Annotated in this window: 21 protein-coding genes; 13 read left to right on the forward strand and 8 right to left on the reverse strand. The window is 70.6% G+C overall.

What is annotated here, in order from left to right; genetic code table 11:
• Positions 1-43: 43 nt before the first annotated feature.
• Entirely contained in the window at positions 44-1,219 is a 1,176-nt protein-coding gene (locus ACFQRF_RS13275; protein ID WP_379871363.1) for a S8 family peptidase, read from the reverse strand.
• Between the two features lie 311 nt (positions 1,220-1,530).
• Here ACFQRF_RS13275 and ACFQRF_RS13280 point away from each other — a divergent pair, with 311 nt between their 5' ends.
• Positions 1,531-1,884: a TFIIB-type zinc ribbon-containing protein gene (locus tag ACFQRF_RS13280; RefSeq protein WP_379871364.1), complete on the forward strand. Its 354-nt coding sequence runs from the start codon at positions 1,531-1,533 to the stop codon at positions 1,882-1,884.
• A 3-nt stretch (positions 1,885-1,887) separates the two neighbouring features.
• A complete protein-coding gene (locus tag ACFQRF_RS13285; RefSeq protein WP_379871365.1) occupies positions 1,888-2,565 on the forward strand; it encodes an AAA family ATPase in 678 nt (225 codons plus the stop codon).
• A 783-nt stretch (positions 2,566-3,348) separates the two neighbouring features.
• Here ACFQRF_RS13285 and ACFQRF_RS13290 read toward each other — a convergent pair.
• From ACFQRF_RS13290 to ACFQRF_RS13310, 5 genes are all read right to left on the reverse strand, one after another.
• Positions 3,349-3,885, reverse strand: coding sequence for a hypothetical protein (locus ACFQRF_RS13290; RefSeq protein WP_379871366.1), 537 nt, complete (start codon positions 3,883-3,885; stop codon positions 3,349-3,351).
• Between the two features lie 169 nt (positions 3,886-4,054).
• Positions 4,055-6,979, reverse strand: coding sequence for a pPIWI_RE module domain-containing protein (locus ACFQRF_RS13295; protein WP_379871367.1), 2,925 nt, complete (start codon positions 6,977-6,979; stop codon positions 4,055-4,057).
• A gap of 9 nt (positions 6,980-6,988) precedes the next feature.
• Entirely contained in the window at positions 6,989-10,690 is a 3,702-nt protein-coding gene (locus ACFQRF_RS13300) for a pPIWI_RE_Z domain-containing protein (RefSeq protein ID WP_379871368.1), read from the reverse strand.
• A 30-nt stretch (positions 10,691-10,720) separates the two neighbouring features.
• A complete protein-coding gene (locus ACFQRF_RS13305) occupies positions 10,721-11,596 on the reverse strand; it encodes a pPIWI_RE_Y domain-containing protein (RefSeq protein WP_379871369.1) in 876 nt (291 codons plus the stop codon).
• A 73-nt stretch (positions 11,597-11,669) separates the two neighbouring features.
• Positions 11,670-13,385, reverse strand: coding sequence for a PD-(D/E)XK nuclease family protein (locus tag ACFQRF_RS13310; RefSeq protein ID WP_379871370.1), 1,716 nt, complete (start codon positions 13,383-13,385; stop codon positions 11,670-11,672).
• 127 nt (positions 13,386-13,512) lie between these two features.
• Between ACFQRF_RS13310 and ACFQRF_RS13315 the strand changes: the two genes are divergently transcribed.
• Positions 13,513-14,835 carry a serine/threonine-protein kinase gene (locus ACFQRF_RS13315; RefSeq protein ID WP_379871371.1) on the forward strand — a complete coding sequence of 441 codons (1,323 nt, stop codon included), beginning with the start codon at positions 13,513-13,515 and terminating at the stop codon, positions 14,833-14,835.
• A gap of 317 nt (positions 14,836-15,152) precedes the next feature.
• Here ACFQRF_RS13315 and ACFQRF_RS13320 read toward each other — a convergent pair whose 3' ends face one another.
• Entirely contained in the window at positions 15,153-18,131 is a 2,979-nt protein-coding gene (locus tag ACFQRF_RS13320) for a tetratricopeptide repeat protein (protein WP_379871372.1), read from the reverse strand.
• Between the two features lie 334 nt (positions 18,132-18,465).
• Here ACFQRF_RS13320 and ACFQRF_RS13325 point away from each other — a divergent pair, with 334 nt between their 5' ends.
• The 10 genes from ACFQRF_RS13325 to ACFQRF_RS13370 all read left to right on the forward strand — a co-directional run bounded on the left by ACFQRF_RS13325 (position 18,466) and on the right by ACFQRF_RS13370 (position 23,970).
• A complete protein-coding gene (locus ACFQRF_RS13325) occupies positions 18,466-18,765 on the forward strand; it encodes a gas vesicle protein GvpO (protein ID WP_379871373.1) in 300 nt (99 codons plus the stop codon).
• Between the two features lie 93 nt (positions 18,766-18,858).
• Positions 18,859-19,299, forward strand: coding sequence for a gas vesicle structural protein GvpA (locus ACFQRF_RS13330; protein WP_379871374.1), 441 nt, complete (start codon positions 18,859-18,861; stop codon positions 19,297-19,299).
• Positions 19,296-20,036, forward strand: coding sequence for a GvpL/GvpF family gas vesicle protein (locus tag ACFQRF_RS13335; protein ID WP_379871375.1), 741 nt, complete (start codon positions 19,296-19,298; stop codon positions 20,034-20,036). Before ACFQRF_RS13330 ends, ACFQRF_RS13335 begins: the two co-directional genes overlap by 4 nt.
• 24 nt (positions 20,037-20,060) lie before the next feature.
• Positions 20,061-20,315 carry a c-type cytochrome biogenesis protein CcmI gene (gene ccmI / locus ACFQRF_RS13340; RefSeq protein WP_379871376.1) on the forward strand — a complete coding sequence of 85 codons (255 nt, stop codon included), beginning with the start codon at positions 20,061-20,063 and terminating at the stop codon, positions 20,313-20,315.
• A gap of 12 nt (positions 20,316-20,327) precedes the next feature.
• The gene (locus tag ACFQRF_RS13345) at positions 20,328-20,891 is read left to right on the forward strand and encodes a hypothetical protein (RefSeq protein ID WP_379871377.1); all 564 of its coding nucleotides are present in this window, start codon (positions 20,328-20,330) and stop codon (positions 20,889-20,891) included.
• A complete protein-coding gene (locus ACFQRF_RS13350) occupies positions 20,884-21,939 on the forward strand; it encodes an SRPBCC family protein (protein ID WP_379871378.1) in 1,056 nt (351 codons plus the stop codon). The genes ACFQRF_RS13345 and ACFQRF_RS13350 overlap by 8 nt, the downstream gene beginning before the upstream one ends.
• Positions 21,940-21,991: 52 nt before the next feature.
• Positions 21,992-22,402 carry a gas vesicle protein gene (locus ACFQRF_RS13355; RefSeq protein ID WP_379871379.1) on the forward strand — a complete coding sequence of 137 codons (411 nt, stop codon included), beginning with the start codon at positions 21,992-21,994 and terminating at the stop codon, positions 22,400-22,402.
• Positions 22,399-23,259 (forward strand): GvpL/GvpF family gas vesicle protein, encoded by an 861-nt coding sequence (locus tag ACFQRF_RS13360; RefSeq protein ID WP_379871380.1) that lies wholly within the window; start codon positions 22,399-22,401, stop codon positions 23,257-23,259. The genes ACFQRF_RS13355 and ACFQRF_RS13360 overlap by 4 nt, the downstream gene beginning before the upstream one ends.
• Positions 23,256-23,576, forward strand: coding sequence for a gas vesicle protein (locus ACFQRF_RS13365; RefSeq protein WP_379871381.1), 321 nt, complete (start codon positions 23,256-23,258; stop codon positions 23,574-23,576). The genes ACFQRF_RS13360 and ACFQRF_RS13365 overlap by 4 nt, the downstream gene beginning before the upstream one ends.
• Positions 23,566-23,970, forward strand: a complete 405-nt coding sequence (locus tag ACFQRF_RS13370; RefSeq protein ID WP_379871382.1) for a gas vesicle protein K — start codon at positions 23,566-23,568, stop codon at positions 23,968-23,970. Before ACFQRF_RS13365 ends, ACFQRF_RS13370 begins: the two co-directional genes overlap by 11 nt.
• Positions 23,971-24,050: 80 nt before the next feature.
• Here ACFQRF_RS13370 and ACFQRF_RS13375 read toward each other — a convergent pair.
• The coding region (locus ACFQRF_RS13375) for a DAK2 domain-containing protein (RefSeq protein ID WP_379871383.1) at positions 24,051-24,265 on the reverse strand (215 nt) is incomplete at its 5' end.

The raw sequence follows: 24,265 nt of genomic DNA on the forward strand, positions 1-24,265 counted from the left end.
GGCCGCACCGGGCCCGCGGCGTGCGGCCGGGCCGCTCAGCCGGTCAAAGGGCGGAGACGTTGAGCAGCAGGTTCGGGGTGCCGGAGCGGACGCCGCTCAGCACGCCGCTGCTGGCGTTGCTGCGCAGCCAGTTCTGGATGGTGGCCTGGGCGTCGTCGCCGCGGGCCTCCTTGTACAGTGCCGCGGCGCCCGCGACGTGCGGAGAGGCCATGGAGGTTCCGCTGATCGACCGGGTGCCATTGGTCCAGGTGGACGTGATGGAGCTGCCCGGGGCGTAGATGTCGACCGCCGAGCCGTAGTTGGTGTAGGAGGCCGAGGCGTCGGTGCTCGTGGAGGCCGCGACGGTGGTCACTCCGGAGGCACGGGCCGGCGAGACGTTGGAGGCGTTCTGCGTCTCGTTGCCCGCGGCGACGGCGACGAAGACGCCGGACGCGGAGAGCGCGTTCACCGCGTTGTCCAGGGCGGTCGAGGCGGGGCCGCCCAGTGAGAGGTTGGCGACCGAGTCGGCGGGTGCGTTGGCGGCCACCCAGTCGACGCCCGCGATGACGCCGGCGGTGGTGCCCTGGCCGCTGTCGCTGAGCACCTTCACGCCGTAGAGCTCGGTCTCCTTGGCCACGCCGTAGGTGGCGCTGCCGATCGTGCCGGCGACGTGCGTCCCGTGACCGTTGCCGTCGATGCCGTTGCCGCCGGTCGCGTCGTAGGCGACCTGCGCGCGGCCGCCGAAGTCCGGGTGGTTCGGCACGATGCCCGTGTCGATGATGTAGGCCGAGACGCCGGCGCCCGTGTAGTCGTACTCGTAGGTGGTGCTCAGGGGGAGGCCGGCCTGGTCGATCCGGTCGAGGCCCCAGGTGGCGTTCTGCTGGATGTCGAGCGCGTGCACCTCGGCGACCTGCTCGACGTAGGCCACCTGGGAGCTGGCGCGCACCTCGGCGAGTTCGGCCTCGGTCAGCGCGGCGGCGTAGCCGTTCAGGGCGGCGTCGTAGGTGTAGGCGACGTCGCCGGCCTGGATGCCGATGTCGGCCGCCGAGACGGTGCGCGGGGAGAGGTCGTCCTCCAGGACCACGATGTATTCGCCGTCGACTCCGGCGGCGCCGGCCGTGGTCAGCGGGGCCAGGTCCTCGGCGCCGGCCGCGCCGGCGCCCAGGACGACGAGCGGCAGGGCCAGCAGACCGGCGGTGGTGATGGCGAGGGGCGTCCTTTTCCCGGACGGTCGGTCCACGTCTTCCTCCAGGGGGATAGATCCACGGCGGCCCATGGTTTCGGACGCCGTGGCGCGCGGAGCGGGTGTGCACCGCGGTTGACCGAACCTTAGGCAGGAGTTGACGGAAATGGAAAGACCCATCACTTTACGTGAATGTTTCTTGGTGATCAGCGCGGACTCCCATTACACACTTTGCAGGTAGGGAAAGAGGGTTAAAGCTCGGGTGTCCACATACGGCCACTCGCGTCCGCGCCGCGGTGACGATGTGTGACGGACGGTGATTCCGTGGCCGAAACCCCTGGGGCGCAGGGCATCGGTACGATACGAGCGTGATTTGCCCTAAGTGCCAGAGCCGAATGACCACCTACGACCGCCAGGGCGTCCGCATCGACCAGTGTGAGCGCTGCCGGGGGATCTTCCTCGACCGTGGCGAGCTGGAACAGATCCTCGCCGCCGAGCAGCGTCACTACGGAGCGCCCACCATGCCCTACGGGGGCCACGGCGGGTACGGGCGCCCCGACTCGCCACCACCGTTCCACGGGCGGCCGGACTCGCCGGGCCCCTACCGGGGGTATCCCGACTCCCCGCCGCCGCACGGCGGGTACCACCACCCGGACTCGCCGCCGCCGTACGGCCACCACAAGAAGCGGCGCCGCAGTTTCCTTGAGGACCTGTTCGACTGACCGGTGAATCCGCTCATCTGCGACGCATGCGGCGGCCGGACGGACCGGCCGGCCGTCGACCCCGGCGCCTCGGTCGTCGTGTGCCCCGACTGCGGCACCCGCCGGCCGTTCCGCCGGCTCCCGTTGTACTGCGTCACCGGTCCGAGCGGGACCGGCAAGTCCACCGTCGCCCGGCGGCTGGCCGACCGGCTGGCCGACCGTTACGTGATCCTGGAACAGGACGTCCTGTGGGTGGCCGGACTGCGTGATCCGGCCGAAGACCACCGCGCGTTCCGGTCCACGTGGCTGCGGATGATCGCGATGCTCCACCAGAGCGGGCGGCCGGCGGTGCTGTGCGGCACGGTCGCCCCGCCGGAGTTCGAGCGGCTGCCCGAACGGGCGCTGTTCCAGGACGTCCACTACCTGGCGCTGGTCTGCGAGCCCGGGGAGCTGGCACGGCGGCTCCGCTCCCGCCCCGCATGGCGTGAGTGGACCGAGCCGCGCATCGCCGAGATGCTCCGTTACAACGAGTGGATCCGGACCGCCGCGCACACGATGGATCCGCCCATGACCCTGCTCGACACCACCCGGGCAGCACTGCCGGCCACGGTCGACGCCGTCTGCGGCTGGATCGCCGCGACGGCCGACCGCGGTATCGACCCGGCCGCAGAGCGCCCGATGAACGAGGTGTGCGGCGAATGACGGGAATGGCGCGCGACCTGGAATTCCAGGTCGCGCGCCATTCGCGGGGATATGTCGCAGCCGAGACCGACAACGCTTCACGAAGCGCGTTGATGCGGCTACGTTGAGTCAGGCCCGAGGCGGCCACCTCGGGTTCGGAGCGGCGGTGGGGCGGACGCCGAGGGGGCACCGCCGCTCCACTCACTCGTGCCGAGATTACGAAGCGGCGACCGGTGAGTCAAAGAATTATCCGATCTGGTATTCCAGCTACGGGATTGCAGCCGAGCGCGTCGATTCGGAGCCCGCACCGATCGCGCGGCACGTCACCGGGACGGCGGGGCGGTCTTGGGCTTTCCGTGGCCGGACCACCGTCCGGCTCTGGGAAAGGCGGGCGAACCGGACGCCGAATCCGGCCGGCACGCCGTCGACCGCCGAGAAAGCCGACGTCCCGGGCACGCCGGCCGGGCCGGTGCCGGGCGAACCCCGGCCGTACCCGGCCGACGGCGCGGGTCCGAATTCGCGGGCCGTCGCCCTCCGGCGGAGTCGAGTCGTGTTCGGACGGCCCGGCGGCCGCGCCCCGATTTTCCGCGACGTGATCCGTCTCACTATGGAGCGCGGTCGAAAACCCGCATTCACGAGTGCGCACGCCGGAATTCTCGCGGTAAGAAATTCCGCGTCCGGCACCTCGAATACGTGAGAATCGAGCGACCGAAAACGGTGCGGTAGCCGGCGTCCCCCACCGGGCCGTCCCCACCGTGCCCGCCCCGGCGCCGGGGGGCGCCGGCGCCCCCGGGCGCCACGTGATCAGCGGCCGTGCGCCGACCCGGGCCGCGGAACCTCCCCGCGGTCCCGCGCAGCCAGATGCGCCTCCAGCCGTTCCCGCAACGGCCCGAAATCTTGCTCGACCAGCCGGGTGAAGTCGCGGATCTCCCGCAGCCGGCGCCCACGGCCGAGCCCCTCCTCGTCGCCGACCAGGACCAGTCCCTCCTCGGTCAGCGACCGCACCGCGGACGGCAGCCGCAAGCGCGCCCGCGCGAGGTCGCGCCAGTGCGCGGTGTCGGGCAGCCGGTAGACGGGAGTCGGGCTGTGCGGCGGAATGGACCGCTGCACCAGCTGGATCGCGGCCAGCAGCCGCAGCGGAGCGTCCACGTCGGACCGCTCCACCCCGAGCGCCTCGGCGATCTGCCCCGCCGTGCGCAGCTCCGGATCGCAGACCAGCAGATAACCGAAGACCTCCCCCGCGAGCCGCGGCATCCCCACGGAGGCGAACACGTCCCCGGCCTTCCGCGCGTACCGCGCGAGCTCCGCCTGCGACGGTTCCCGGACGGTGTTCCGGCGCATGGCAACCTCCCTCCATCCCCACCGGCCAAGGCCCCGCCCAGCACTTCCCCCACGCGACCCCGCCGGCCTCTTCCTCCCATTGTTCCCCTCCTCTCCGGCTCACGCCCGGACAGAGCCCACTGCACCGGAGCCGGTGCGTCCCGCAGGCCGGCCGCCCTGACAGGGCGCTTCAGAACAGCGTCTCCTGCACGTCCTCCCGTGCCGGTGGAAGGTCGTTCTCGTCCATCAGCTCCTCGCTGGCTCCGCTGTGCGGAAGCACGTACTCGGCGGCAAGCCGGGCGAGGTGCAACGGGAGGGGCAGCGCCAGTGGGCTCCGGTGACCAGGAGCGTGCCGCAACTGATGGGTCAGGGCGGCCCAGCTCTCTGGAACGTCGGGCGTGACCGGTCCCGACTCCGACTTCGCCAGCAGCTCAGGAGAACGGCAGCCGAGGACGGCGATCTCCAGCAGATTCGGGTTCCACGCCGTGCGCTCGGTGTCGATCGTCTCCTTGCCCTTGCGATCGATCCTGGGCAGCGACCGTGACGCTGCCACGGACGCCTGCCTTGCCGAGGGCGCGGAACCCGTAGTGCTGAAGAACACCCGGACGTCGGACCCTTCGGGCTCCGTCGAGTCCACCCAGAGGCCCTCCGGCTGCCCGTGCGGGCCGCCGGCCTTTCTCCGCACGCCGTACCACTGGGCCGTCTCGTCAGCGTCGCCGTCCCGGATCCGCACCAGCCGTAGTCCGTCACCCCACGTGTCCAGCGACGGGATGCCCTCCGCGCCGGCTTCGCCGTCGGCGGACTCACCTTCCAGCGCGATCCGGTCCCGCACGACCGCGCCGTTCTGCAGCCACGTCCAGTGGTAGCGCAGATTCTGCGCGTGCGTGAGAAGCAAGGTGGGCTCGTCGCGCAGTTCGTACAGCAGCACCCGCAGGAAGGCGGCCACCTCAGCCCGTTTCTGGTCGCGGCTCAGATACCGGGACCTGCGGACGCCCTCGTTCGACGGGGCGTCCGCCTGGTCGTCCGGCTCGTCGTCCGCGGCTCGCCATCCCGGGGCGGTTTCGCCGGCCACGGTCTGCGCTCGCACGCCGCTCGCCAGCCGAAGCAGCAGCTCGGGGTAGGGTACCCACCGGTCCCGCTCACGGTCCCAGCCCGTAACCGACCACCCGTTGTCGGTGCGGACGAGGCGTACCGCCACCGGAAGCTTCCAGGCGGTCCGGGTGGGGCCGTCCCGGCGGCGCTTGATCATCCAGACCGCGACGTAGCTCAAGCCGGTGGGTATCGCCGTGCCGAGGGAGTGTTCCGGTACCAGCGGCAGACCTAGTTGGCGCAGTCCGTCCGCCCAGGCGGCCGCTGCGCGGTGCGGGAGACTCGTGACGTCATCTGGGCGGACGGCGGTGTTGATGAACTGGCTGAGGGAGCCGGCGTCCGCACAGCCGAGCCGGACCGCGAACTTGGGATCGGCGTGCCGCGGCTTGAAGTCCTGGCTCGGCGCGATTTCGATGATGGTCAGCCGGGGCGTGGCCGTGTCCTCGGTGCCGGCGCCCTCGGAACGGGATGCCGCCAGCGCTCGGGCCGTCTCGGCGCGGCGTTGTGCGATCGCGGCGCCGAGAGCCTCCCTGTCGAGATGTCGGCGGCCGCCCAGGTCGAGGTCACCGGTCAGCGCTCCGGGCTGGCGCAGCTCCACGCGCACGGTCACCTCACGCGTCTGCCAGACGCGCGCCCCCGGATCCGTCCCGCCCGGGCCGTCGAGGGCGAGGTGGTCGGTGAGAGCCGTCAGCAATGCGTCCCGCGTCCGCTCGTTCTGCCACAGGAGGGTCACCTGCAGGACACCGCCCGGCAGGACCGATCCGAGAAGCCGCCGATGGGCGACCGCGGTCTCACGCGCGATCCGTGCCTTGTCGGCGTCCTGCTCGGCCTTGTCCTGGCCCTTCGGCTTGGGCAGCAGATTCCCCGGATGCAGCGGGACGTGAACCCTGCGGTAGTCGGGCACCCTGACCAGGTGCGGCGCCACTGCGGCGTCGACCCACTCGCTCAGCGGCACGCGGTCCCCCGCCATGAGACCGGCGCCTACTTTGTGCGACCGGCGGGTCGCGGTGTGGTACGGAACGGCCGCTTCCAGACCGTCGTGCCCGGTCAGCCAGGAGGCGGGGTCTTCTCGTAGCCGCTCCGCTTCGGGAAGCGAGCGCGCGCCGTCGCCCAATCGGGCCATCACGGACCCCGACCCGCCCGGACTCCACACCGCCTCGCCGCTCCGAGAGCTGTAGCGGATCCGGTTGACCGCGAACCGAGCTGTGTGCCCCGCGCCGAGCAGCCACGGGAACTCGGTTCGCAGGTAAACCGCCGAACCCCATCCGGGCGGGATTCTGATCGCCCCCTGCGTGACCCACCGGCGCACCCCGCTGCGCAGGTGCACCCGGAAATGATCGGTGAAGGGCAGCGTCTGCACCGTCAGCGTCAGCAGGTAGGAGTAGCGCCAGAGCTCGCCCGACTTCTCATCCCGGTAGGAGTTGGGCGGCCACGAGACGAGTTCGGCACCGCGGTAGCGCGGGGCGACGGCGAAGTCCAGCCGCAGCTCCCGGTGCCGGAACGTCCCGGTCGCCGCGATGCGTTCAGCGAGAGCGTCCGGGAGCAGCTGGTAGAGGTGGCCGTGCGGCTGCGCCGTCCCGCCGGAGGTAAGCGTCCGTCCGAACAGGTCCACCTCCACGGTCCGCCACTCGCGCTCCAGGTCGGCCGGATCGAGGGCGTCGATCACTTCCCGGCAGGCGCCCTGCCGCTCCGGCCGCTCGGCGAACCCCCACACCCATGCCCGGACGAGCGTCATGAGCTCCTCGGACGGAATGCGGGTGCGCGCGTACAGCCAGGGCGCCTCGTCATCGAGCCCCGCCCCGTTCACCACCGAGACCAGGTCGGGCGCCAGAGCACGGAGCAGCGCGTTCAACCGGCCGATGGGGAAGGTCAGGTGGCGCTCGGGGCGACGCTTCCCCCGACGCCACAGTTCGAGCAGCGCGGCGCGCCAGGGACGCGGAAACCGCAGGACGTGGAAGGTCTGCGACAGGTCGGTCGCCGGCCGGTAGGCGGTCAACCGGATGGCCGGGTAGGGGGACGACGACATGGTGGTGTCCTAGCGTGCATCGGATGTCTGGCGGGGCAGCGGCTGTCCTGGGGCCCGGAGGAGGTTGGTCAGCCCCTCGTACAGGGGCGCGTAGAGGGATTCCACCAGGTAGCGGTTGGCGCCGTCCGGTGGGATGCGGTGCGGGGGCGGCACCGCGGCGTGAGAAGGCGGCGCGGCTGACGGGGCGTCGTCGAAGTACGGCGCCAGCACGTCCCGCATGCTGACCAGAAGGCTGCGGTGCGCGGACTCCCGCCGGCCGCCTTCGGCGAGCGTGGGCGCGAACGCCGCGTCGACGAAGTACACCCGCGCGCCGACGCCGCCACGGGTGAGCCGTCCGATGACCTGCCAGAGCACGACGAGCAGGTCCCAGGTCAGGTACTCACGATCCGCGCCGGTGAGTCTGGGCCAGGAGGAGTCGCGGGTGAGCAGCCGGTGCAGCTCGGCCCGCGCCCTCTTCCGGAATTCCAGACCCGCGCTGTCCAGCGAGTGCCACGCGTCCAGCCCGCGACGGAAGGCCGCGGGATCGAGCCGGCGGGTCGTCCAGTCGTTCATCGCCTGGATGGCGATCTCGATATCACCTGGTCTGGGATACGGCCTGGCCAGGAAGTAGACGGCCCCGAACGCCGCCTTGCCACCCTTGAGAATGTTGTGGCCGCGCTCCACCGCGAGCAGCGGGGCCACGAGGATCTGCGCCCCGGTCTCGACGAATTCGGTGATATCGCCGCGCCGCAGCGCCAGGGCTCGCTTGCTGCGCTCCGGTGCCTCATCCCGTTGCCGCTCGAAACGCTCCAGATCCGCGTCGTCGGAGATCAGCCGGCACACTTTTCCCCGCCAGCGGTCGAAGCCGTGCAGATGGTCAGCGATGTCGTCCGCCTCGTCGTAGCTGCCGACCAGGACGAGCAGCCGGGCGCGGTCATCGTCCACGAGGTCGCTCAGGTGCCGGGCGAACAGGCTCTGCCCATCGGGGTCGTTGCCCGGCGGTTCTGCCAGCAGCGTCACCATCTCGCGCAGCCGCGCCGGCCGCAGTTTGGGATCCTCGCCCGAAGCCCGCAGGGGGCGCCGTCTGCCCTTGCCGTCGGCCGCCGGGCTGTCCGTGGTGAAGAACAGCGTCTCCAGGTGAATGCGCGGCCCAGGGGCGGCAGCGTCCTCTTCGTCCCGCCGCTCCCGGAGGACGGCGCCCACGTCTCTGAGGACGTGGTAGCGCGTCGAGGCACCCGCCCAGCTCGTGCCGGACATCAGCAGCACGTTGGGACCGGGAAGGCCGTCGGTGAGGGCCAGCTGCGGGAGCCGGGTCAGCAGTTCGCGCCCCACGCCGCCGCACCGGAAGAAACGGAGTTCGCCCGTCGCCGGCACGGAATCTCCGTCTGCCCTGCCGGCGCGGCTCTCCAGGAACTGGAAGCCCAGCACGTTGCCCATGGGGGATTCGGGGATGAACGGACCGTAGTCGTTGGGGGAACGGTGGTAGAGCTCGTTGGCGGAGGACTCCAAGCGCAGCTGCACCTCCACACGCGGCCACAGGGTCGTCAGCAGGTTCAGCCGCTCGTCCATCACCGCGACGAGCAGGGTGAACTCGAAGCGCTCCAGATCGCGATCGAGCTGCTCGGTGCACTCCTCCTGCTCTGTCTCTGTGAGGCCCCGCTCCTCAGCGACCTCTTTCGGCTCCGCCATGCCGCCGAGGTCCAGGAACAGCGAACGGAGCCGCCGTTGGACGTGCACGTTCCGTGGGGAGTTCGTGACCAGCCGCCGCGCCAGATCGACCAGCGCCGCCGTCTCGGGCCGCCGTTCCGGCTCGGGCTCGTCGCGCGCCGTGCCGGCGGTGGCGTCGCCGTCACCGAGCGGGTCGTCCAGGAAGTCGTCCATGATCTGCAACAGCTCTTCGCGCCGTTTGCGGCGGACGTCCTGACCCGCTTCCGGGTCCCGGTCCAGCCGGGCGAGAACCTCCCTGCTGCGTTGCTCGGCGTTACTGGTCCGTTCCTCGTCATCGGGGACCTCCGGGCGCCGGCTCGCGGGCCACCGGTTGATCAGTTCCTGCTGCAGGGTCCAGGCATTGAAGTAGTCGGCCCTGATCCACCCGCGCAGCTCGTTGTTGCTCACGAGCAGCTGGTACAGGCGGTTCGCGGTCGTCGACACCGTGTCCAGCGCGGCGGTCCACTGCGAGACGACGGCCTCCGACAGCTGGACACGGCCCTCGCGGGCCAGCTCGGCGACGTTGTGCCGGTTCAGCTCGTCCAGCCAGGAATTCGCGCCGGGCCGGTACAGCGAGGCCGACGGGGCGAACATCGAGTCCAGCTGCATCTGGACACGGTCGGCCTCGTCGACGATGATCAGGTCACTGCGCCGGCAGGCGAGTTCCAGGTACCGGACCCGCTCGCCGTTCTGGAACCGGGGGACGGCCGTCTGAACGAGACTGGCCGGGGTCGCCACCCAGATGTCGGCCGCAAGCAACTCACGGGCGCCGTGATGACGTGGGCAGCGGTCGGTATAGGGACAGGCATGGTGCCGGTACCGCTTCGCCGTCGCCCCCCGGGCCTTCCGCTCCTCGTCGTCCACGCCCGTGCCCTCCCTGACGAGCGTCGCGCAGGGCGCGTGCGAGTATGCCAGGGGCTTCGCCGTCTCTTCGGGGGCGCGCAGCGCGTCGACCGCGCACGCGGTACTGAGGTAGTCGAACCCGTGGTCATCATGCGCGAGCAGGTCGGGGTAGCCCTTCGCGGCGAGCCTGCGGTGCAGTCGCCCGACATGCATGTCTCGCGTCGTGGTTCCGAGTACCGGAGCGGCTCGCATCCCGAGACCGTTGAACAACCTGACCAGGTCGAGCACGTCGGCGACATCTCCGACGACCAGGGTCACCCGCAGCTTCTTCCTTCGCACCGCCCAGGTCGTGATGATGTCCCGCAGAGTGCTCTTGCCGATACCCGGAATGCCGATGAGGTGCAGCAGCTCGTCGATGCGGAACTCCTGCTGATCCCGCCTGAATTCACCGCTCTCCTTGTCGAGGACGTCGAGTGCGACGCGTCCGAGTCGCGTGCGCCAGTGGTGTCCGTCCCGGACCTCGGGATTCGCGGCCACCTCGTGGGCGATGGCCTGCAGCTCGTCCACCGGCACGACGAGGGGGCGGCGTGTGCGGCCGCGTCGCTCCGCCAGATCGAAGGCGGGCATGGGGACATCGGGCACGTCGTCGGGGAAGGTGATCTGATGCCACTCACCGTCGGCCCGATAGGCGTAGCGCCCCTTCCGGGCTCGGGGGAGGGAACGGTCCAGGTAGGGCGGTGCCGCCTTGAGCAGCGCCGCGTACACGCGCCAGCGCCCGGAAGCGATGGAGGGATCGAGCCGCTCGGGCGGGCGCTGGTCGCCCGTGATCGCGTAACCGCGCAGTTCGGACGGCAGCTGCTCGTAGCGCCGTATGGCGTGCAGCCAGGTCCGGCGTCGGTGCATGGGCCACAGGTAGTGCCGGGCGACGCGCAGCAGCGCCATCTTGACCGCATAGTCGGGCTGGCCCTCGTGGAGCAGGCCCTTCGCCTGGGCGAAGGGGTACCCGCCGAATACCGTCCACCCGTCGGCGACCGTCAGTTCCGGCGAGAGCGCGGCCATCAGTGTGAGACCCAGCTCCACGTCCGTGACCAGCACCGGATCAGGGGCGCCGGCCATTCTGGTGGGCCACTTTCGCCGCAGTTCGGCGAGCAGATCGGCCCGTGCCTCTTTGGTGTCGCGCATGGGATCCTCTCGGGAGAGTGCGGCAGCCGATCAGGGCTGGCGGGCGAGATTCGCCGGGGCGGTGACGAACAGGCGGAACGGCCTGATCAGCAGGAAAAGGTCACGGCCGGTCGGCGTGGAGAAGGTGCGGGAGAACTTGGGAGCCTTGCCCGCGTGCCGGCTTCGGCGCTGGCAGTCCGCGGTCTCGCACCACCACTCCTGACCGGCACGCGGATACAGCGGGAGGTTGCAGCGCTCGCACAGCCGGCAGACCCCGTCGCGGAGGAACCTGCTCGGCATGGGCCGGTAGAACTCCGACATGAGATCCGCGATGGAGCCGAGTACCAGTTCGGCCTTCTCGAATCTCATTGCGCGCGTCAGGACCGGGAATTGCACCATCACCTGTTCGAAGTCGTGCTCCACCCGGAGGCGTTCGCCTTCTGCCAGCCCCAGGCTCTTGAGTTGGCTCCGGAACTCGCCCATGAGAATCCGGTGCATCCCGCGATCCGATGCATAGGGCGATCTCCGTTCCAGTCGGATGCACAGCGGCGTCCGTTCGTTGGTCTCGCGGTCGATCAGCGTCTGGTTCCAGTCGCGGTCGTCGGGAAGAGACAGCGGCCACTCCGAGAGCGGGACCTCCCGGCACCACGCGACGAGCCCCATGACGCTCTGGGGAAACTGGTTCGGGTCGATGCCGCGACGCAACGCCGCCAGGACCACGCGGTTCAGGGCACGTTGCACCGGGTCCGGGTACGGGAGACGGAACGAGTCGAGGTTCTCCTCTGCCGCGAGTGCCGCCAGGCCGTCCGCCACCATGCAGGCGACCCGGACGCTCTCCTCCGCCGTGTACGCGGGGCCGGTGAACTCGTCGACGAGCGGGGGCGAGGCCCCGAATGGGCCGTCGGCGGGCGTGTCGTCATCGAGCATGTGGACTCCTTGATTCGCCCCCGCGGGGCGGGATACGGCGAGGTGGCTCGCCAGTACGGAGACGGGTGGGGAATCAGTGGGCATCCGGCATCTCGGCCGGGCACGGGCACCACGCGCGGAACTCACATGCCGCGCAGCCGTCAGGGGTCGGATTGGGGACCGCCTGACCGTCTCCATGCCAGGCGGCCGCGTACCGGTGCACGATCTCTCGCGCACGCTCCCCGTGGTGCGGATGGAACGGATCGATGATCCGGATGTCCGGGGAGTCGGGGCGGAGTACTTCCAGCTCGATGCTCCTGCGACCGCCTCGCCGTACGCCGGCCACGAACATGAGTACCGCGAGAGCCAATTGCGGAAACCTTTCCAGCAGCTCCGGCACGGTTTCGGCCGAAGCCGTGGCGGCCGAGGTCTTGGTCTCCCGCCAGAACCACACCCCGCCCCGCTCGTAGAGCAGGTCGGGTGTCGCCGTCACCAGGACATCGGCGGCGGGGTCGTCGACGACCAGCGCCCGCTCGGACTCGATCCGCGCATCCGGGGCCAGTCCGCGGAGCGGGCAGGTGCGCCAGTGCCGCGAGACCATCCGGGAGGCGAGCTCGGCCTGCTCGTCGGTGAGGGGCCAGCCCGCCGCCTGCCACGTCTGCTGGTCGGGCGGCGCGTCCTCGGGAGAGCACGGCCGTCTCGGTGTTCTGCCGTGCAGCCGCTCCAGGAAGGCGTGCACGGCCTTGCCCCGCAGTGCCGCCGGACTGTTCTCCGTCGCGAAGTCCCCGGGAAGGAGCAAGCTGCGGAAGTGCTCCTTGGCCGGGCAGACGGCGTAGTAGCGGGCCTGGGTGATCGACCAGGAGCGTCGTGGTCGTTCCCGGTCCTCGATGCCGAGCAGCCCGGGGGAGCGGGGAAGTTCGCGGCAGTCGACTCGGAGCTTGCAGTCGTCGCAGTCGTATCCAGGCCGGTAGCCGTGACCGTCTACGGCCTGCGCGAGCGCAGGAAGCGCCAGATTCCGGTGCCGCTGCACCGCCTCCGCCGACGATCCTTCGAACAGGACGGTCGGCTTGCCGTCTCCGCACCCCACCTCGACAACGCGGACGTACGCCGGCGGCTGGTTCTCCTCAGGCGGCAGATCCTCGCGAAGTGAGTAACAGCGCCCCTCCTTCGGGAACCACCGTTCCAGGACGCGTCGGCCGCGTGCCGTGACGAAGGCGGCCACCGCGATCTCGGCTTGGTCTCGTGTGCGCGTCCCTGACTTGTTCATCGTGGGCAACCGGAGCTCGCGAACCAGACCGTCGGCGGACCGATACTCGTAGCGACGCCCCCACACGCAGGTCTCGTACGTTAGCGCTCCGCGGTGGTCCGGTGTCCTGAGACGATGCTGTTCCACCCAAGGGTCCGGGATGGCGCGCCAGGTGGGTGGCAGGCGCCCGCCGGTATCGCCGGGGAACGCGGAAAGGTAGTTCCGTGCCGCGCTCTCGACCCAGCGCCGCAACCCGGGATGAATGGGAGCGATCCACTCGCCGGCCAACTTGGCTCCGGCGGATCCCGGGGTGGGAAGCCGGGATAGGGCCACACAGAGATCCAATTCTTCGTGCTCGACGAGATCTAGGACCGACATCAGCACTTTAATTGGATTCAGTTCAAGTGTCTTGCGCTTCCAGGCCGGTCGATTCATGGGCGCCATGCGCGGCCGCGCCTTGACCGCGATCTCGGTCGGGCATTGACGAGGGCGAACGGAACCGCTGAACACCCTGATCAACTCGGTTGAGCCGGCAACCCCTTCGGGGGTCTGCCACTTCGCCATGCGCCCCATCCTCCTCGATCGCGCCTAGCCGGAAATACTGCCACTTGCGGCAGAGTGTGCGCTAACTTGCCAGAGCGCCCGCGTTGCGGCGGCGTGTCGGGTACTCTCATCGTGGTGGAGAAGCGGAATGAAGCCAGGCGTCAAGATCAATCAGCGTTATGAGTTGCAGTGCCGTGCCGGTAAAGGAGGGATGGGAGTTGTTTGGAAGGCGTGGGACCTCACGCTGGCACGCCCGGTAGCGGTAAAGGTGTATGCGCCAACCGACGATTACCAGCCCGCTGACATCCTTGCGCGATTCCGCCTGGAGGCGCAATCCACGGCCCACCTGTCGCATGCCGGACTGCCCGCCATCTACGACGTTGGCGAGGACGGTCGTAGCGGGAACTACTTCCTCGTCATGGAATTCGTCGAGGGTCTCACGTTGCGGGAGTACCTGAAGAAAAACTGGCCCTTCGACGTTTCGGTCGCGGTCGCGATCGCCGGCCAGTTCGCTTCCGCGCTCGCAATGGCCCATGATGTTCCCGTGGTGCACCGGGACCTCAAACCCGAGAACATCATGTTGTCGAATGACGGTTTCCTCAAGGTCATGGACTTCGGGATCGCGTCGGTACTGCGGCCGGACGTGCCCCGGCCGGAATCCACGCGCGAGGAATGGGGAACGGCGGGATACAAGGCGCCTGAGCACATTGAGCGTGGAGCGAAGGAACCGTCCAGCGACGTATATGCGATGGGATGCATTCTCTACGAGATGCTGGCGGGGCGCGGCGTGTTCTCGGAACAGCCCGTCACCGAAACCACCGCCGAGGAAGGGAAGGAAACCCTGTATCTTCTTCAGCAGCGGCATATGAAGGAACGGCCCAGGCCCGTACGGGAACTGCGTCCCGCCGTCCCCCAATGGCTGGACGATCTGACTCTGCGGCTGCTGGAGAAGGACCCGGGCGATCGCCCCGCAACCGCGCGAGAGGTCTTCGGGCTCCTGGCCCCGCACCTGCCGGCTCCCGGGGATCGCTTGACCGGGGCGCCGCCGCCGGATTGCCGGTGGCCGTTCGTGCACCCTGGTGCGCCGCCGGTGCCGAAGCAGACGCCGGACACCTCGTGGGTGCGGCCGGCTCCTTCGGTGGAGCGCGGGCTGAACGCGCGGTCCCGGGCGGACTTCCGGAAGGCCGCCGAGCACGCACGCTCGGTGGCTGCGGCCGGCCGTACTCAGGAGGCCGAACGCGTGCTCGCCGAGGCCGTCGCCGAGGCCGGGCGGCGGTTCGGGCCCGTCGACAGGAGTCTCGTGGTCGACCTGCGGATCGAGCACGCCGAAATGCTGGTCGGGATGGGCCGGACGGCCGAAGGAACAGCGGCGTACCGGCAACTCTTGGACGAACTCACCCGCACGAGTCGCCGAGGCGACCAACTCGTGCGTAAGGTGGCGGACCGCTGGAACGAGCTGCGGAATTCGTGACCTTCCTTATCGTCGACATCCGCAGCGGTCCGGGCGGGCGGCCGGAACGCTGCGGCCGCCCGCCCGGGGTTCGCTAGCTCAGGTCAGCCTGCACGAAGGTGGTCGCGTGGAACTTCGGCTTCTTCGGGTGGGTCGGGCGAGGCATCCAGTCCTCCCTTTCTGGATGGGCGCGGCCGGGATCGAGGTTTCCCGGACGGCGTTCTACGGGGCAGTGTGCGCTGGGCGGCCCTCGTCTCCGCCCGGCGCCCTTTTATATTGGCAGCCGGGTACGACATTTTCCGGACCGATCACGGGAGATTCCCGGTTGCCGTGATCATTTACCGGAGTCCAGCCTTGGCGATCTTCTTCTGGATATTCACGGCGCCGGGATGGTGGATCCGGGTCAGAATGTCCGCGGATTCTATCCACGCCTGGAGCGCCGAATCCTGATCGCCGCTTTCAGAGTGGATATCGCCGATTGTTTCGAGGGTTCGTGCCTCGTTCGGAGGATATTCGAGTTTCCGGTAGATGGCCAGGCAGTCGCGGTAGCACCTGACCGCTTCGGCGAGGTTTCCGCTTCCGCGATGGATCTCGCCAAGAGTGTCGAGAGCGGCCGCCTCACCGTTCTGCTCGCGGAGTTCCCGGTGGATCGCCAGAGCTTCTCGGCAGTGGTGGAGCGCATCGCCGTGTTGACCGGTCCTGGCCAGGCTCCAGCCGAGGCCGTTGAGCACGTGGGCTTCACCTGAGCGGTCCCGCATTCCACGGTAGGCGTCCAACGCCGTCCGGTAGGCGGCGATGGCGGCACAGTGGGAACGATCCGCCTTTCCCGCGTCTTCCGTGTCGTCGGCGGCATAGGAACGGGCCATGGCCAGGGCATAGTGCCCGACGGCCCGCTCTTCGAGGGTGGGCTGTCGTCCCGGAACGCGCAGGACGGCTTCGGCATGCCGGACACTGGCGTCGAAACGCCCCATGTGCCGGTACGTGTTCGACAGCAAATCGTGCAGACGTGCTTGACCGGACGCGTCGCCGTGACGTTGTGCCGAGTCCAGAGCGGTCGTCAGGACCCTCTCGCAATCGGCCCAATGTCCCTGTCGCCACAGGTAGATGACGAGTGCGTCGACCAGACGATAGAGGGCCGTATGGCGGCCGAGCTGGTAGGTCCTCCCGACCGTGTCCAGTAGGACGGGCAGCCGGTCGGCGAGCCATCTGGTGGCGACCGCGCCGTTCTGGAACACGGTGTCCTCGTCGGAGGCCAGGGCACCGGGCTCCTCGCCCCTGGGACGGTTCAGCCAGTCCCCTGCTTCCTCGGTACAGCGTATGTAGTGGTCGATCAGCCGGTTCGCCGCGACGGCGGCCTCTTGACGGAACGTCTCGTCATCCCGGCACATGTCGATCGCATAGGCCCGCACCAGGTCGTGCATCCGGAATCGATTGAACGTGGGCTCCTCCAGCAGGTTCATCTGCACCAGCGGGGCCAGGATCGTTCCGACGCGGGTTCCCAGCAGGACAGCGGCGGCCTCGGCGTCGATATCCGGTCCAGGGGCGGTCGCTATGAGCCGGAAAGCGCGTTGGCCGTCCGCCTCCAAGGCGGCGTAGGACCAGGAGAACACGCCGCGGATGCTATCCCGCGGGGAGCCGGCGGTGAGGAAGTCCAGTCGGTCGGATGCCTCTGCGATGCCGTCGGCGATGGCGGAGAGCGGTGTATTCGGGAGCCGGCACAGCCGTGCGCCGAGGATGCCGATGGCCAGCGGGAGCCCGCCGCAGAACGCGATCAGGCGCCGCGCCGCCTGCGGTTCGGCATCGAGGCGGGCGGCGGGAACGTACTCGGCGAGGAGCGTTCGCGCCGCATTGGCCGGGAGAGGGCGGAGGGCGATGTCGGCAGCGATGTTCTGGCTCATGCAACCACCTGACTGATGTCTGCTGGTGACGACGACGAAGCTGCCGTCGGTCACGCCGAGCAACGGGCGGACGTGGTCGAGGTCGATCGCGTTGTCGAGGACGAGCAGCACCCGCCGGGTCGCCATGAGATCCCGGTAGCGCCCGAGACGAGCCGATTCGGTGGGCGGCAGGGCGTTGATCTCAGGCTGCAGGGCGTGCAGCACGTACTCCACGGCGAGCTTGGCAGTCAGCGGTGCGTGATCGGGGGCGTACCCCTGCATGTCCAGGAAGAGCTGTCCGTCGGGGAATCGGTGCTGAGCCCGGTTCGCCCACGCGATGGCGAGCGCGGTCTTGCCCACGCCGGCCGGCCCGGTGATGACGGCGAGGCGCTGTGGGCTCGTCGGATGCGCCCCCTCGTCGAGACGTGCAAGGTGCTCGCGGCGGCCCAGGAGGCGGGGCACGGCCGCCGGCAGTTGCCGGGGCGCATGGGGTGCGCGGGGCGATGTGGGACGGGGAGCCATGCGCCGTAGCAGCTCGTGGACCTCTTCGGGGACGATGGTCCGTCGCGTGACGGTACGCCGGTTCGACCGGTTGCCGCCCTGAAGGTCGTCGTGAAACCAGAGCTCCGGCAGGGGCGTCCGCGCGCTGCCGGCCATCTTGGTCGCCACCAGGTGCACGACGGCCTGCCAGATCTCCTCGCGGCTGAGGTCGGAGCGCGGCAGGAGGCGGCCGACGTACCGGTTCGGCGCGACGTCGTCCACGAACGTCCGCTCCGGGAATTCGCATTCGAACGACAGAGCGGACACGAACGCCTGCACCGTCTTCCGGAACTGGGCTGCTCCCTCTGGCCACGGGTCCCGATCGGGGAGTGGGCCGGGACCGTGGAAAGCGGTCCCCTGACAGGCATGGCGGAGTGCGCGTTCGAGCGCCGTCACGACCTCGGCGACGAGTTCGGCATGCTCCGGGGGAACGTTGCCATCCGGGCCGACCAGTTCGGCTACCCGCAGGAGATCGCGGGCTTTCCTGTCATGCGGTCGGTGATTGGTCACCAGGCGGCATCGAAAAGAGCGGCCTGTCCGCCACCACGAGCGGTAGAGATGGGCGATTCCCCCGTCGGTCACGAAATCGCGGAATGACCACGGTCGGGTACCAGGATCATGATGCTTCGCGGAGACGAACTCGCCGTGCGATGGTCCTCCTGCCGGGGTCTCCCGGAAGAAGATCCAGTCCTCGCCGATCTCACATACGATCCACCACCGCGGCGACCTGGCACGCCGCTGTTTCGCTGCGATTCCTTGGTGGAGTTCCTCGAAGATGCGGGCGGCCGCCGTTTTGGCCTGCCAGTGGTATCGGTCCAGCGTCTGGGCGCCGGCGTCCTCGTCCAGGGGCAGCAGGGGATCCAGCAGCCGCGTGATGTGCGCTATGGGATCAGCGTCCATTTTTCGGGAACCTCGCGGTGATCATTTCTGATATGGCGGCGTACCGCCTGGACTTTACCGTCCTGCCCCGACAATTCAGGGGCCGAGGAGTTCGCCGACTTCCGTGACACCGGCCCACGAGATCGCACCGAAGCCATTCCTCAGGGGGCCTCGGCCGATCTGCCAGTGGGCGAACCTCGCCCCGGCTACCGTTCGTGGTCAGTCGCGGGCGATATGGGTATACATCCATGTTTTGCTGTATTTGAGGTCAAACGAGGTTTTGGTCCGCCAGTGCGGCGGTAGGGCGGTTTGCGTACGGATATCGACCGGGACGGGCCGAGACAAAGAGGAGCCCATGGGGGACGAGCAAGGCGCCGGCACCCGCGGGGGCGGGCGGCGGCTGCCGGTTCGGGAGCGTGTCCGGGCCGCTCGGGAGGAGTTCGAGGAGCTGACCGGGATCCCCGTGGAATCCGTGTCGGGGCTGGAACGGACCGGGGACGGGTGGACCGTCACGTTGGAGGTTCTGGAGATGAGACGGGTACCCGACTCCGTGAGCGTACTGGCCACCTACACCGTCGATCTCGACGAGGACGGAGAGGTGGCCGGATACCGACGGATCCGGTCCTACCCGCGCGGACGCGCCGACCGCGCCTGAGGGGCGGCCGAGGGGCGGCGCTTCCGGCCTGAGACCGGTCACCGATCTCCCGAACGGCGGCGGCAGTACAGCCGACAGAGGAGCGCGACAGCCATGACAATAGTGCAGCAGACGCCCGGAGGAAGCCCTGCCCCGTCCGGCAGCCTCTACGACGTGGTGGACCTCATCCTGGACAAGGGGCTGGTCATCGACGTCTTCGCGCGGGTGTCGCTCGTCGGAATCGAGATCCTGACCGTCGACGTCCGCATCGTCGTCGCCAGCGTCGACACCTATCTGCGATTCGCCGAAGCCTGCAACCGCCTCGACCTCACCGCCGCCACGAAGTCCGAGACGCTCCCCGAGATGGTGGGCGAGATGACCGAGAAGGGCGCCGAGGGCAAGAGCAAGGGCGCGCTGACCGGAGCGGCCCAGGCCATCGGGGAGACGCTGCGCGAGCGGGTGCGGGACCGCGAGGAGGAGGCCGAGCGGGAGCCCGCGCGGGCGCCGCGGCAGCGGAGTGAACGCCCGCGGGCCCGGAGGGAGTCCGACCGATGAGCTGCTACGTGTACGCGATCACCCGCGACGACCACCCGCTGGACATCGAGGGGGAGAAGGGGGTCGGTGAGCCCGCCGAGCCGGTGCGCGTGCTGCGCGCGGCCGGACTGGCGGCCGTCACGAGCACCGCGCCGGAGAATCTGCGGGCCAGGCGGCGCGACCTGGAGGCGCATCAGCGCGTCCTGCGCCGGCTGACCGACCAGGGCACGGTGCTGCCGATGCGGTTCGGGGCCGTCGCCGAGAACGAGGACGCCGTGCTGGCGGAACTGGAGCGGTCGGAGGAGTACTACCGGACGGAACTGGCGGAGCTCGACGGCCGCGTGGAGATCAACGTGAAGGCCGCCTACCTGGAGGAGGCGGCCCTGCGCGAGGCGCTGCTCGGCGATCCGGAGCTGCGGGCGGCCAACGAGGCGCTGCGCGTGGCCGGCGGCGGCAGCTACGACGAGCGGATCGCCTTCGGGGAGCGGGTGGCCAACGCACTGGAGCGGCTGCGCGGCCGCGACGCCGACCGCATCATGGAGGCGCTGAGCGCGCACGCCGAACGCCTCGCGCCCGGACCACCCGTCGACGGCTGCGTCGCCAACGTCTCGCTGCTGGTGGACAGGCCCCGGATCCGGGAGGTGGGGGCGGCCGTGGAGGAACTGCGCGCCGCGACCGCCGGACTGATGGAGGTACGCGTCAGCGAGCCGCTTCCGCCCTACAGCTTCGTGGCGCCCCGGCCGCGCCAGGAGCAGTGAGCCGCCGTACGGAAGGAGCCGGCCATGGGGCTGATCAGCGCCATCGTCACGCTGCCGCTCGCACCCGTCCGCGTCGCGGAGTGGACCATCCGGCGCGTCATCCAGGAGGCCGAGCGGCAGTACTACGACCCCGCCGTCATCCGCCGGCAGCTCGCCGAACTGTCCCGGCGCCTCGACGACGGCGAGCTGACCGAGAAGGAGTTCGAGCGTCTGGAGGAGGAGCTTCTCGACCGGCTGGAGGAGTCCCAGGCCCATCGCGCCGCAGGCGGGACGGGCTGAGAGCGAGGGAACATGCGTGGAACCGCGGAGATCGTGCTGGCCATCGGGGGCGGATACCTGCTCGGCCGGCGCCGCAAGCTGAGGCTGGCCGTCATGCTGGCCGGCTGGCTGGCCTTCCGCCGACTCGGCGTCAATCCGCAGCGGCTGCTCGCCGACCTCAAGGCGGAGATCGGGGGGCTGCCGGTCGTCGACGAACTGCGCGGGCAGGCCAAGGACGAACTGCTGTCCGCCGGGCGTGACGCCGCCGGACTGCTGGCCACCAACTGGATCGACCGGGCCGCCGACGCGCTGCGCCGCCGCAGCGACGCGCTGGAGGACGTCACGGACGAGGAGCGCGCGGAGGAGACGGAGGAGGAGCCCGCCGGGGAGCGGGAGCCGGAACCCGCGACCGCCGGCCGGCGCGGCGCCGATGACGCCGGGGAACGCGGACGGGAGCGTGCGCGCGCGACCGCCACCCGGGCGGCGAGCCGCACCGCCGGACGCGCCTCGACCGCCGCCCGGCGCGCCACCGGCACCCGTGCCCAGCCGCCGCGGCCCAGGCGGGGCGGCGACCGAGGAGGCGAGGACCGTGGCTGATCAGGCGAACGGGCCACTCGGGCGGATCCGGGAGCGGGCCGGCCGCAACCCCGCCACCGAGCGGCTGATGCACGAGTTCGAACGGTACGCCGCGGCGAAGTCGAGCAAACTCATCGGATCGGCCGCCGACGCGCTGGTCCGGCGGGTCGACCGGATCGGCGGCGGGGGCGGCGACGCGGCCGGCGCCCTTCTGAAAGGCGGCAAGAAGCTCGTCGAGGGCAAGCCGGGCGGTCTGCTCGGTGTCCTGGGCGGGCAGGCGCTCAAAGGGGGTGTGGGCGGCGTGCTGAAGCGGCTGCGCGGCGGGCGCGGCGGGCGGCGGCCGATCAACATCGTCGAGGACATCGACATCGGCGTGCCGCTCCGCACCGTCTACGACCAGTGGACCAGGTACGGGGACTTCAGCCACTTCGCCAAGGGCGTCCACTCCGTCGAGCAGACCGACGAGATCTCCTCGAACTGGACGGCGCGGATCTTCCTCTCCACGCGCAGCTGGCAGGCGCGCATCACGGAGCAGATCCCCGACGAGCGCATCTCCTGGACCTCGGAGGGGGACAAGGGCATCGTCCGGGGCGCCGTCACCTTTCACGCCATCACCGACGACCTGACCAAGGTCCTCGTGGTGGTCGAGTACGAGCCGAAGGGCTTCGTCGAGAAGACCGCGAACCTCTGGCGCGCCCAGGGCCGCCGGCTCCGCCTGGACCTCAAGCACTTCCGCCGGCACATGATGATGCGCGACCGCGACGAACCGGTCGAGGGGTGGCGCGGCGAGATCCGCGACCACGAGGTCGTCCGTTCACACGAGGACGCCGTCGCCGAGGAGGAGCGTGCGCAGGAGGAGGAGTACGAGCCGGCGGAGGGCGAGTACGAGGAAGCCGAGGAGGAGCGCCCGCGCCGCCGCGTGCCCGCGGCGCGCCGCGAGACGGCAGGCGACGCGGAATCCGCGGAGGACGAGTACCAGGACGCCGACGAGTACGAGGAAGAAGGCGAGTACGAGGAGGCGGGCGAGCGCGAGGAGGAGCCCGCGCCGCGCCGGCGCCGCGCCCGCTGAGTCACCGGACACGGCCGGCGCGCCCGGCGGCTGACGGGAAGGAGGCAGGCAGGTGACCGAACCGGCGCCGTGGCGTAGCGAGACGGGGACGGTGCAGACCTCGACGACGGGTGGAACCAACCTCGCCGACGTCCTGGAGCGTGTCCTCGACAAGGGGGTCGTCATCGCCGGCGACATCAAGATCAACCTGCTCGACATCGAACTGCTCACCATCAAACTGCGCCTGCTGGTCGCCTCCGTCGACAAGGCGCGCGAAATGGGGATCGACTGGTGGGAGCACGATCCCGCCCTGTCGTCCGCCGCGGCCCGTGAGGAGGACGACCTGGCGCTGGAGAACCGCCGGCTGCGGGACAGGATCGCCGCTCTGGAGGGCGAGGAGGCGCCCCCGTTGCGCGCCGGCGAGCCCGGCGCCGCCCGCGCGGCGGTCCGGCCCCGCCGGGAGGCCGAGGAGCGTGAACGATGAGCCGGAGCGACCGGGCCGGGTACGTGTACGCGCTGACCCGCCCCTTCCCGGCCGACGCCGTGCGGGAACTGCGCGGCGTGGGAGGTCACCCCGTCCACCTGGTCGCCGAGGACGACCTGGTCGCGGTGGCCAGCGACGTGCCGCTGCACGAGTACGACGAGGACGCCCTCAAGGCGAACCTGGAGGACCTCGACTGGCTGGCGGACGTGGCACGCGCCCACAACCGGGTGGTCGACGAGGTCGCCCGGCACGCCGTCACGCTGCCGCTGCGGCTGGCCACCGTCTACCGCGGCGACGACCGGATCCGCGAGGTGCTGCGCACCGGCCGCGCCCGCTTCGGGGCCGCGCTCGACCGGCTGGCCGGGCGGGTCGAGTGGGGGGTCAAGGTGTACGCCGACCCCGCCGGCGCGCGGGCCCCGGCCTCCGCCGCCCCGAAGGGGGAGCGGGAGAGCGAGAGACCGGGCCAGGCGTACCTGCGGCGCCGGCGCGAGCAGCGGCAGCGGCACGACGACACCTGGCAGCACGCGACCGAGCTCGTCGGCGAGGTCGACGGCGCGCTGCGCGTCCTCGCCGACGCCCGGGAACTGCACCGGCCGCAGCCCGCCCGGCTGGGTGGAACGCGTGGCGAGAACGTGCTGAACGCCGCCTACCTCGTCGCGACCGAGCGGCGGCGGCCGTTCCTGGACACGGTGGCGCGGCTCCAGGACGCGGCTCCCGAGGGAACCCGGGTGGAGGTCTCCGGGCCGTGGGCCCCGTACTCGTTCGCCTCGATGGCCGACGAGCCCACCGGGTCCGAACCCGCCGACGGCCCACGGGAGCCCCGCGAACCCGTGCCGCCGCGCCGGGAGGGACCGTGACCGGCGACGCCTTCCCGCCCGGAACGCAGCCCGGTTTCCCCGGGCCGCGGGACGCGCTCGCACGCACGGTCGACGAGGACCACCCGCTCGCCAATCGCGAGATATCCCTGGTCGACCTGCTCGACCGGGTGCTCGCCACGGGTGTGGTGATCGGCGGCGATCTGACGATCTCCATCGCCGATGTCGACCTCGTCCGGGTCTCGCTGCGGGCGCTGGTCTCCTCCATCAACGAGGACGTGCCGTCCCCCTGGCGGCACGGCCACCCGCTGGTGGGGGTGCGCCCGGCCGGCCGGGAGGAGCCGCCGGATGGCCCCTGAGCGCGACCGTGCGGCCACCGGAGGTCCCCCGCGACGGGAGCGCGCGGCGGACGAGGACGAGCGGGCCCCGCGCGAGGCGGTGGGGCGCGCCCTCGACCGCCGCTCCCCCGGGGCCGCGGCCCGGCTGCGCACCGACCCCGACACCGTCGAGCGCGACCTGATGAAGCTCGTGCTCACCGTCATCGAACTCATCCGGCAGCTGATGGAGCGCCAGGCGCTGCGCCGCGTCGACCAGGGCGACCTCTCCGAGGAGCAGGAGGAGCGCATCGGGATGACGCTCATGCTGCTGGAGGACCGGATGGGGGAGCTGCGCGAGCGGTACGGCCTGTCGGTGGACGATCTCAACCTCGACCTCGGGCCGCTCGGCCCGCTGCTGCCGCGCGGCGACGAGTGACGGCCACCGGCCGTTCCGCCCGGCCGCGCCGCCGTGCCGCGGCACGGCGACCGGGCCGGTGCGGGGCGTCCGCCGCCGTCTCACCCGGCCGGGCGCGCCGCCGCGTCCGCCAGCGCGCGCTGGAGCAGGGCGGTGGAGGCGGCTCCCGGGTCCTCGTGGCCCACGCTGCGCTCGCCCAGGTAGGAGGCGCGGCCCCGGCGGGCGCGCAGCGGCGCCGTCGCGCGCAGCCCGGCCTCGGCGGCCTCGGCCGCCGCCCGCGCGGCTGGCGCCAGGTCGCCGCCCGCCTCGGCCGGCG

This window comes from Marinactinospora rubrisoli (assembly GCF_042664915.1).
In the GTDB taxonomy this organism is placed as follows: domain Bacteria; phylum Actinomycetota; class Actinomycetes; order Streptosporangiales; family Streptosporangiaceae; genus Marinitenerispora; species Marinitenerispora rubrisoli.